The sequence below is a fragment of the bacterium genome, from assembly GCA_024228115.1.
GTDB lineage: Bacteria > Myxococcota_A > UBA9160 > UBA9160 > UBA6930.
This window is the reverse complement of record JAAETT010000135.1, coordinates 57,531-65,312: the sequence shown is the minus strand read 5'-3', so window position 1 is coordinate 65,312 and position 7,782 is coordinate 57,531. Positions and strand designations below refer to the sequence as shown.

The window sequence follows — 7,782 nt, the reverse complement described above, 5'->3', positions numbered from 1 at the left end:
GCTCGAAGTGCCGGCGCCACACCGGGTCGGCCTTTCACGCCAGCGCAGTCTGTAGCCGAGAGCGGTTTCGCTGGATCTCGGGCGAGGAGTTGATCCGCGCGTACGAGGACACGCCGGGCTACAAGGTCCAATTCTGCAACCGCTGTGGCTCTCCGGTGCCGTCCTACCTCGAGGAACTCGGCCTCGTCTTCCTGCACGTCGGTGGTCTCGATGGGGATCCCGGACGACGAGTCGACCACCACATCTTCGTTGGCTCGAAGGCTCCGTGGTTCGAGATCACCGACGATCACCCCCAGTACGACGAGCACAAACCACGGCCGGGGTAAGTTCAGCCGCGGCGCAGTTTCACGCCGCGCCCGGTGTCATACCGAGCCAGTCGACCTCAGGATCTTGATCGCAAAGGGGCGGTCGGTTTGCTTCTGGAAGTAGCCCCAAGGCGGGAACATCTCCGACAGCCTGGGCCACAAGGCTTCTCGTTCTTCGTCCGTGACGTCCCGGGATACGGCAGCCGTCTTCTTGTCGTCGAGCTGCACCCAGCAGCCCGGGTTGGCATTCAGGTTCAGGACCCACGCGGGATGGGAGTCATAACCTGCCAACGAACCGACGACGACCATCTCGTCACCGTCCTGCAGGAATACCAGCGGCGTGATGCGCTCCTCACCTGACTTGCGCCCGACGCAGGTCAGTAGAAGGGTCGGGAGACCGGAAGGGCCGGCCCCCGTCGATCTGCCCTCGGGGTTGGCCAGGTAGTCTTCGACATCCGCTTTCGAATCACCCCGGATTCGGGCGAGCGAGGAGGTCTGATCCTTCAGGACCTCCCAGTCTTCGTCGGACAGGAAGTCCGGTTTTACCATCTTCTCGCGATTGGACATGTCGAACCTCCCCCTGAGCGTCGATTCAGATCGCCAGCCCGATGCTTGCACCGTGCTGGGAAGCTTCTGCCATGAAGCGCGGTAGCCACGCCGAGCCGGCTACATAGACCTGCGGGATGCTGCCGTCGGTCTTGAGTTCATCATACAGGTTGTGCACGGGCACCGACCCATAGGCCAACACCACACTGTCGAAACCTTCCTTCCGATAGGTCTTCTCACCAAAGGAGGAGAGGAATTCGAGACCATCGGCATCGATTTCCTTCAAGACCAGGTTCGGGTGGACGGTCACACCACAATTCTCCATGTGGGCCAGAACCATCGCGATCGAATATCGTGCGATTTCGTAACCCAGATGGAGGGACTTGTGGAAGACCTCCACCTGCTTGCCCTTGGACGCCAGATACTCGGCAATGCAGGGTGTCTCGTAGTAGTCTTCCTGGGATACGACGGCGACGCGGTCTCCGGTCGAGACCTTCCCCTGCATCACATCCCAACCCTGCACGACATGGGGCAGGTCGATACCCGGGAGGTCATGAGGTACGCGCGGGATCGACCCCGTTGCGATGGCTACGGCATCTGGTGAGAGCGCCTTGATCGCGTCGATGTCCGCATGGGTCTTCAGTCGTAGATCGACTCCCAGGCGAACCATTTCGTTTTCCTCGAAGTAGATCTGGTCTTCGAAGTCGTCGCGCCCAGGGGCCTTGGCGGCGATTCTCAATTGCCCGCCCAGCCGTTCGCCCTGCTCGAGCAGGGTCACCTGGTGACCACGCATCGCCGCCCAACGTGCGGCTTCGCAGCCAGCAAGCCCAGCGCCGACGACCACGACCCGTTTCGGAGTCGCCGCCGGCTTGAACTCCTCTTCCCACCGCAACTCGTGGCCGATGACCGGATTGATCGAACACGTGGGTGCGTAGGGAAAGGTCCTGGGCTCCGATGCCTCGTCGATGCAACGCGTGCAGCTGATGCAGCGCCGGATTTCCGATAGGCGACCCTCGCGAGCCTTGTTGGCGAAATCGGCATCGGCAATACCTGCCCGCACCATGCCGATCAGGTCGCAGTACCCCTCCTTCAGGAGCCGTTCCGCCACCACGGGGTCGTTGACGCGTCCGGAGAACAGGACGGAGACGTTTTCATCCAGATCGGTGCGCGCCGCTTTTCCGACTTCACGGAACTCTGCATGGTCGTAGTAGGACGACGGAACGTAGGACGGTGCGCCCCAGCAGTGTCCGACATCGATGTCCACGAAATCGATCAGACCGGAATCTCCGATGTGACAGGTCATTTCGCGCATCTCGAGATGCTCGGCGCCTCCTTGCCTGAACTCCTTGCCGGAAATGCGGATACCGAGCGCGAGCGAGTCACCGATCCGTTCGCGGACGCGCTCCAGCACGGCGATCGGGAAACGGGTGCGCTCCTCAGCCCCACCACCCCAGCGGTCCGTGCGCCTGTTCGTCACCGGAGACAAGAAGCTGTAGGCCAGGGTTTCGTGAGCGCAGTGGATCTGGACTCCGTCCGCGCCGATCTCCTTGGCGACCGCTGCCGCGTCGGCGTAGGAATTGATGCACCACTCGATCTCTTCTTCGCCCATCTCATGGGGCACGTAGTCCTGGGCCCCGATGACGGGCACGGCCGAAGGAGCCCACACCGAGCTGAGGTGGGTCAACTGGGCGATGGCCACGGATCCTGCGGCGTGGACCTCCTCGTAGAATTTCTTCATCCCTTCGACCCAGGGCGGGTTTTGATAGGCGGCGAAATGCGCGGCAAAGCCTACCGAGAGGCCGACTTCGTCCGGCGAATCCGGGGGAAACGGGAGATTGAGAAGCCAGGTTTCGCTACCGATCCAGCCGACACCGCCCCGAGCCTTGGCACCGTGATGCGCGATGAAGTTGTCATCGACTTCACCCGGAATCATCGAGGAGTTGATGGTGTTGGTCGTCTCGCAAATCCGGTTGGGCACCTGCATCGGTCCTACCTGCAAGGGCGCGAACAGGTGCTCGAACTGCGTCTTGCTCACGGAGTTCTTCCTCTCGTTGTCCTGGCGACGGCACATTGAAAGTGCCAGCGATTACGATTCGCGATACGGTACGACTTCGCGGAAACATGGACAACTGGCCCACTTCCCAGAGGGCCAGGACCGCATCGACGAGTGAACTCGCGGGTGAAGGAGGAGAAGATCCTTGAGGTTCGGATTCCACATGTTCATGGTCGATCCCGCCGAGTTCCTGGATCTCGCCCGCACCGCCGATGGCACGGGCTGGGACAGCATCCAGGTAGCTGATGCCCCGTTCTTTCCAGAGGTGATCTCCGTCCCCTATCCCTATACGCCGGACGGCACGCGCTTCTGGCCGCTCGATCAGCCGGTCCTCGACCCGTGGGTGGCCATCACGGCCATGGCCACGGTGACGAAGCGCATTCGCTTCATCCCGTCCGTACTCAGGCTGGCCGTCCGCCAACCGCTGCTCGAAGCCAAGAGCCTGTGCTCGGTGGCAGCGATGTCGGACGATCGCGTTGCCCTCGGAGTCGGACTGGCCTGGATGCCCGAGGAGTTCAAGTGGCTCGGCCAGGACAAGAAGACCCGCGGCGCCCGCCAGGATGAGGCCATCCAGATCCTCCGCCTCCTCATGGGAGGTGGCATGGTGGAATTCCACGGCGAGTACTACGACTTCGATCGCCTGACGATGGCGCCGGTGCCGAAGAAGCGAATCCCCATCTATGTCGGGGGTACGACGAAGCCCGCCCTTCGGCGCGCCGCGCGATTCGGCGACGGCTGGATCAGCGTCATTCACTCCATGGATGAGGTCGAGGGGCTGATGGCGGAGCTGAACAGATTTCGTCGGGAGTTCGGGCGCGAAAACGAGCCCTTCGACGTCATGATGCATTGCCCCGACGCCGAGAGCGTGGACGATATCCGTCGCCTCGAGGATCTGGGGGTCACCGATCTCCAGGTCACCCCATGGAGCGAGCGCGTCCTGGCCGAGATGGGTGTGGGCGCCATCATGCAGCAGCAGCCATCGCTGGCCGTGAAGCAGGCAGCCATCGAGCGCTACGCCGAAGATGTCATCGCCAAGTTCCCTGCCTCGACCGAATGACCCGGATCTCGAGCGGTTACTCGAACTACGTCCTCGGCCTGTTGTTCGTCGTCTACGTCTTCAACTTCATCGACCGGCAGGTGCTCTCGATCCTGCTCCCCTCGATCAAGGCGGAGCTGGACGTTTCGGATACCTACATGGGATTCCTCACCGGGCCCGCCTTCGTCCTCTTCTACACGTTCGCGGGGATTCCCATCGCGCGGTTCGCGGATCGCACCTCGCGTCGTACGGTGATCGCCGTGGGGCTGGTGATCTGGACTGCCATGACCGCCGCCTCCGGATTCGTCCGGAATTTCTGGCAACTGGCAGCGGCCCGGGTCGGCGTCGGGATCGGTGAGGCCGCAGGAAGCCCGCCGGCCCACTCGCTACTCGCCGACTACTTCCCGCCCGAACGGCGTGCCACGGCGCTTTCCATCTATGGTGCCGGAGTCTATCTCGGTGTGGCGGCGGCCTACCTCGGCGGTGGCTACATCGGGCACCACTTCGGCTGGCGAACGGTCTATCTGGTGATCGGATTGGCGGGCTTCCCCCTGGCCGCGCTGGTTCGCTTCAGCATCCGGGAGCTGCCGCGCGGCTACTCGGACGCAGCCATGTCTTCCGAGAGGGATGAGGCTGTCTCCTTGCGGCAGGTGCTTCGTGTGCTCGTGCGCAACCGCTCGTTCGTGCTGGTCGTGCTCGCGACCTCGGTCATGTCCCTGTCCGGCTACGGGGTGCTGACCTGGGGAGCGACCTTCCTCATGCGTGTCCACGGCATGGGAATGGTGGAGGTCGGTGTGTGGCTCGGCCTTGCCATTGGCATCACCGGTGGCCTTGGCGCCTATCTGGGCGGGCGCTGGGCCGATGCCTTGGGGCGCCGGGATCGACGCTGGTACGTCTGGTTGCCGGCGTGCGAGCTCGCAGCCGCCGTCCCCTTCGTGGCAGGCTTCGTCCTGCTCGAGAGCAGGGTTGCTGCACTCCTCTGCTTCATTCCGTTTCATCTCCTCGCGAGCATGTACCTCGGCCCCATGCTCTCGACGATCCAGAACCTGGTCGTTCCGCACATGCGGGCGACGGCCTCAGCGGTCAATCTCTTCGTCGTGAACCTGGTCGGGCTCGGAATCGGGCCGCTCTTGATGGGGTTCCTGAACGATCTGTTGGCCGCCGACTACGGACAGGCGGCGATCCGCTGGTCGATGCTCTTCGTCGGCATCGTGGGTGGCGGCTCCAGCATCTTGTTCTACCTGGCCGGCCGGAGCCTGCGCGATGACCTGGATGCGGCGCAGCGGGCCGCAGTTCAGGACTCCTGATCGGCCCAGCCCTGCTCGAGAGGCACGAGCCAGGACATGTGGAGCTTCCGTGCCCGGAATTTCCATTCACCATCGATCCGCTGGTAGCGATCCTCGTAGTAGCCCGATCCGATCATGCTGCGACCATCGGTGGTGGCTCGCAGGTCGAGGTAACAGGTCCCGCTCGCCTCGTCCCCGGCGAGAGTGATGACGTGATTGGAGACGAAGGGTTGGAAGGCGCCGTCGCCTAGCACGCGTTCGTAGGTCTCGCGCAGCGCCGCCCGACCTCGGAGCACCGGCGGCTCGCCCGTATCCATTTCGCAGTCTTCGGTGAAGAGGCTGGCGGCAGCAGCGGCCTGCTTCTGCCAGACGTGGTGGGCATAGCGGCAAGCGAGATCCCGAATGGCCTCCCGATCGGCGAGCTCCTGGATCATCGCTTCGGGCCGCGTGCGGCTCACGTTTCCTCGTCCAGGGCGTCGGCCACCAGTTCTGCGATGTCGGCCACACGCATGCTGCCCTCGGGATCCTTGGCGGCCAGGGCTTCGTCGAACATCTGCATGCAGAAGGGGCACGAAACGGCGGCCGTGCCCGCCTCGGAGGCGCGTACGTCCTCCAGGCGTTGATGGTTGATCCGCTCCGGTGCCGAATCGTCCATCCAGGCGTAGCCTCCTCCGGACCCGCAACAGAGCGCGCGGGAACGGCTTCGCTCCATCTCCCGGAAGCCTCCCGGTTGGGCGAGGCCCCCGAGGATCTCGCGCGGCTCATCGTAGACTTCGTTGTGGCGGCCGAGATAGCAGGGGTCGTGGTAGGTGAGGGACGGGATCTCTTTGCGAAGCCGTAGACGGCCGCTGCGAACCAGCTCGGCGATCAGCTCGGTGTGGTGGACGACCTCGTAACGCCCGTCGAAATCCGCGTACTCGTTCTTGAAGCTGTTGAAGCAGTGGGGGCAGGTCGTGATGATCTTCTCCACGCCGTATCTCTCGAACGTCTCGACGTTCGTCTTGGCGCAGGTCTGGAAGCTGAGCTCGTCGCCGGCCCGCCGCGCCGGGTCACCGGTGCAGGATTCCTCGGCACCGAGCACGGCGAAGTCTACGCCTGCTGCCTGCAGCACCCGGACCATGGCGCGGGTGACCTTGATGTTGCGGTCGACCAGGGCCCCGGTGCAGCCGACCCAGAAGAGGTACTCCGCCGTGTCACCTCGTCCCAATACCTTGATGTCGAGATCGGCGAACCAGCCCTCGCGGTCATGGGCCGTCCCCACCCAGGGATGCGCCCGGTCTTCGATGTTCTTCAGGAACTGTTGGGTTTCCTCGCCCATGCGCGCCTCGGTCATGACCAGGTTGCGCCGCATGTCGATGATGGTCGGGATGTGTTCGACGAAGACCGGGCATTCCGTCTGACAGGCGCCGCAGGTGCGGCAGCCCCAGATCTCCTCTTCCGTCACGGCCGATCGAGCTGCGGCCCCGGAGGCCAGCTCGATGAGCGTAGGCAGGTCGGGCGCAGCCTCGGTCTCCGCAACGGATGAGGCGTCGAGAAATGCGGGGCCGGCTTCGTGCAGGTGTTGCTTCAGATCCTGGACCAGCTTCCGCGGACTGAGGGCGGCGCCGCTCAAGTGGGCCGGGCAAACCTCTTCACAGCGGCCGCAGTTCACGCAGGCGTCCATGTTGAGCAGCTGCTTCCACGTGAACTGGTCGAGTCGTGCCACCCCCAGGTTCTCGAGCGCGTCCGGGTCGCTCTCCAGCACGGCTTCGATGTCCGGGTGCGAGAGCTTGCCGCTGCCGCCGAGATCGCGCAGGAAGATGTTGAGGGGGCCGTAGAGGACGTGACCCAGCTTCCCGTGACTCAGGTAGCCGATGAAGAGGAAGGCCGTCGCTGCGTGGATCCACCAGAGGGAGCGGTGAATCGCGCTCAACTGGGCGTTGCCGAGGCCGTCGAGCAGCAACGCCACCGCATAACCTCCGGGAGACCAGGGCGCGAGGTCGGGTTGTTGGTGCAACTCGGTGACGGCGATGCGGCACCCCTCGAGCACGAAGCCCTGGACGAAGAGAACCAGCAGGAGGCCCAGGCTGAACCAGTCATCCATGAAGGAGTGGAGATGGGCCGGACGCAGAACCAGCCGTCGCCAGAGCGCCATGCACAGGCCGACGATGGCGAGGAACCCGAAGACGTCGCTCAGCAGCGAGTAGCCCAGGTAGAAGGAGCCTCGCAGGAAATGAATGCCCGACCACTCCTGCAGCGAAACCAAGGAAGTCGCTGCGAACTGCGCCAGGAAGCCGTAGAAGATCAGCAGATGGATGAGGGCCGGGAACGACCGTCGCCGGTGTCGGCGGTGGCCGAGGACTTCCATAAGGAGCCCACCCACGCGCTCTCCGATGCGGTCCCACCGTGCATCGGGGTTTCCGAGGCGCCACAGCCGGACACGGCGAAACACACCCCAGGCGAAGAAGGCGACGGCGACGAGTGCGAGCACGTACATCAGCGCGCCACCGACGATGTTCCAATAGATCTCGCGCGTGGGCTCCATCGCGGTTCCTTCTCGCTCCTACGGGAGGGGAT

7 protein-coding genes are annotated in these 7,782 nt (G+C 63.9%); 3 read left to right on the top strand and 4 right to left on the bottom strand.

Annotated elements, in window-relative coordinates:
* Positions 1-326: GFA family protein (locus tag GY937_06805; GenBank protein ID MCP5056423.1), on the top strand; the 326-nt coding region annotated here is incomplete at its 5' end.
* 36 nt (positions 327-362) lie between these two features.
* Here GY937_06805 and GY937_06800 read toward each other — a convergent pair.
* Positions 363-872, bottom strand: coding sequence for a nitroreductase family deazaflavin-dependent oxidoreductase (locus GY937_06800; GenBank protein ID MCP5056422.1), 510 nt, complete (start codon positions 870-872; stop codon positions 363-365).
* Positions 873-897: 25 nt separating this feature from the next.
* Positions 898-2,886, bottom strand: a complete 1,989-nt coding sequence (locus GY937_06795; protein MCP5056421.1) for an FAD-dependent oxidoreductase — start codon at positions 2,884-2,886, stop codon at positions 898-900.
* A 181-nt stretch (positions 2,887-3,067) separates the two neighbouring features.
* Between GY937_06795 and GY937_06790 the strand changes: the two genes are divergently transcribed.
* Both GY937_06790 and GY937_06785 read left to right on the top strand, forming a co-directional pair.
* A complete protein-coding gene (locus tag GY937_06790) occupies positions 3,068-3,961 on the top strand; it encodes a TIGR03619 family F420-dependent LLM class oxidoreductase (protein ID MCP5056420.1) in 894 nt (297 codons plus the stop codon).
* On the top strand, positions 3,958-5,247 hold the full coding sequence (locus tag GY937_06785; protein MCP5056419.1) for an MFS transporter: 1,290 nt from the start codon (positions 3,958-3,960) through the stop codon (positions 5,245-5,247). Before GY937_06790 ends, GY937_06785 begins: the two co-directional genes overlap by 4 nt.
* Here GY937_06785 and GY937_06780 read toward each other — a convergent pair.
* On the bottom strand, positions 5,235-5,684 hold the full coding sequence (locus tag GY937_06780; protein MCP5056418.1) for a nuclear transport factor 2 family protein: 450 nt from the start codon (positions 5,682-5,684) through the stop codon (positions 5,235-5,237). The two genes, GY937_06785 and GY937_06780, sit on opposite strands and share 13 nt — an antisense overlap.
* Positions 5,681-7,750, bottom strand: a complete 2,070-nt coding sequence (locus tag GY937_06775; protein MCP5056417.1) for a 4Fe-4S dicluster domain-containing protein — start codon at positions 7,748-7,750, stop codon at positions 5,681-5,683. The genes GY937_06780 and GY937_06775 overlap by 4 nt, the downstream gene beginning before the upstream one ends.
* Positions 7,751-7,782: the final 32 nt, after the last annotated feature.

Excerpts from the sequence above, each read along its gene's own strand:
- GY937_06800 (MCP5056422.1), bottom strand. The coding sequence starts at position 872 with ATGTCCAATCGCGAGAAGATGGTAAAACCGGACTTCCTGTCCGACGAA.
- GY937_06790 (MCP5056420.1), top strand. The coding sequence starts at position 3,068 with ATGTTCATGGTCGATCCCGCCGAGTTCCTGGATCTCGCCCGCACCGCC.
- GY937_06785 (MCP5056419.1), top strand. The coding sequence starts at position 3,958 with ATGACCCGGATCTCGAGCGGTTACTCGAACTACGTCCTCGGCCTGTTG.
- GY937_06775 (MCP5056417.1), bottom strand. The coding sequence starts at position 7,750 with ATGGAGCCCACGCGCGAGATCTATTGGAACATCGTCGGTGGCGCGCTG.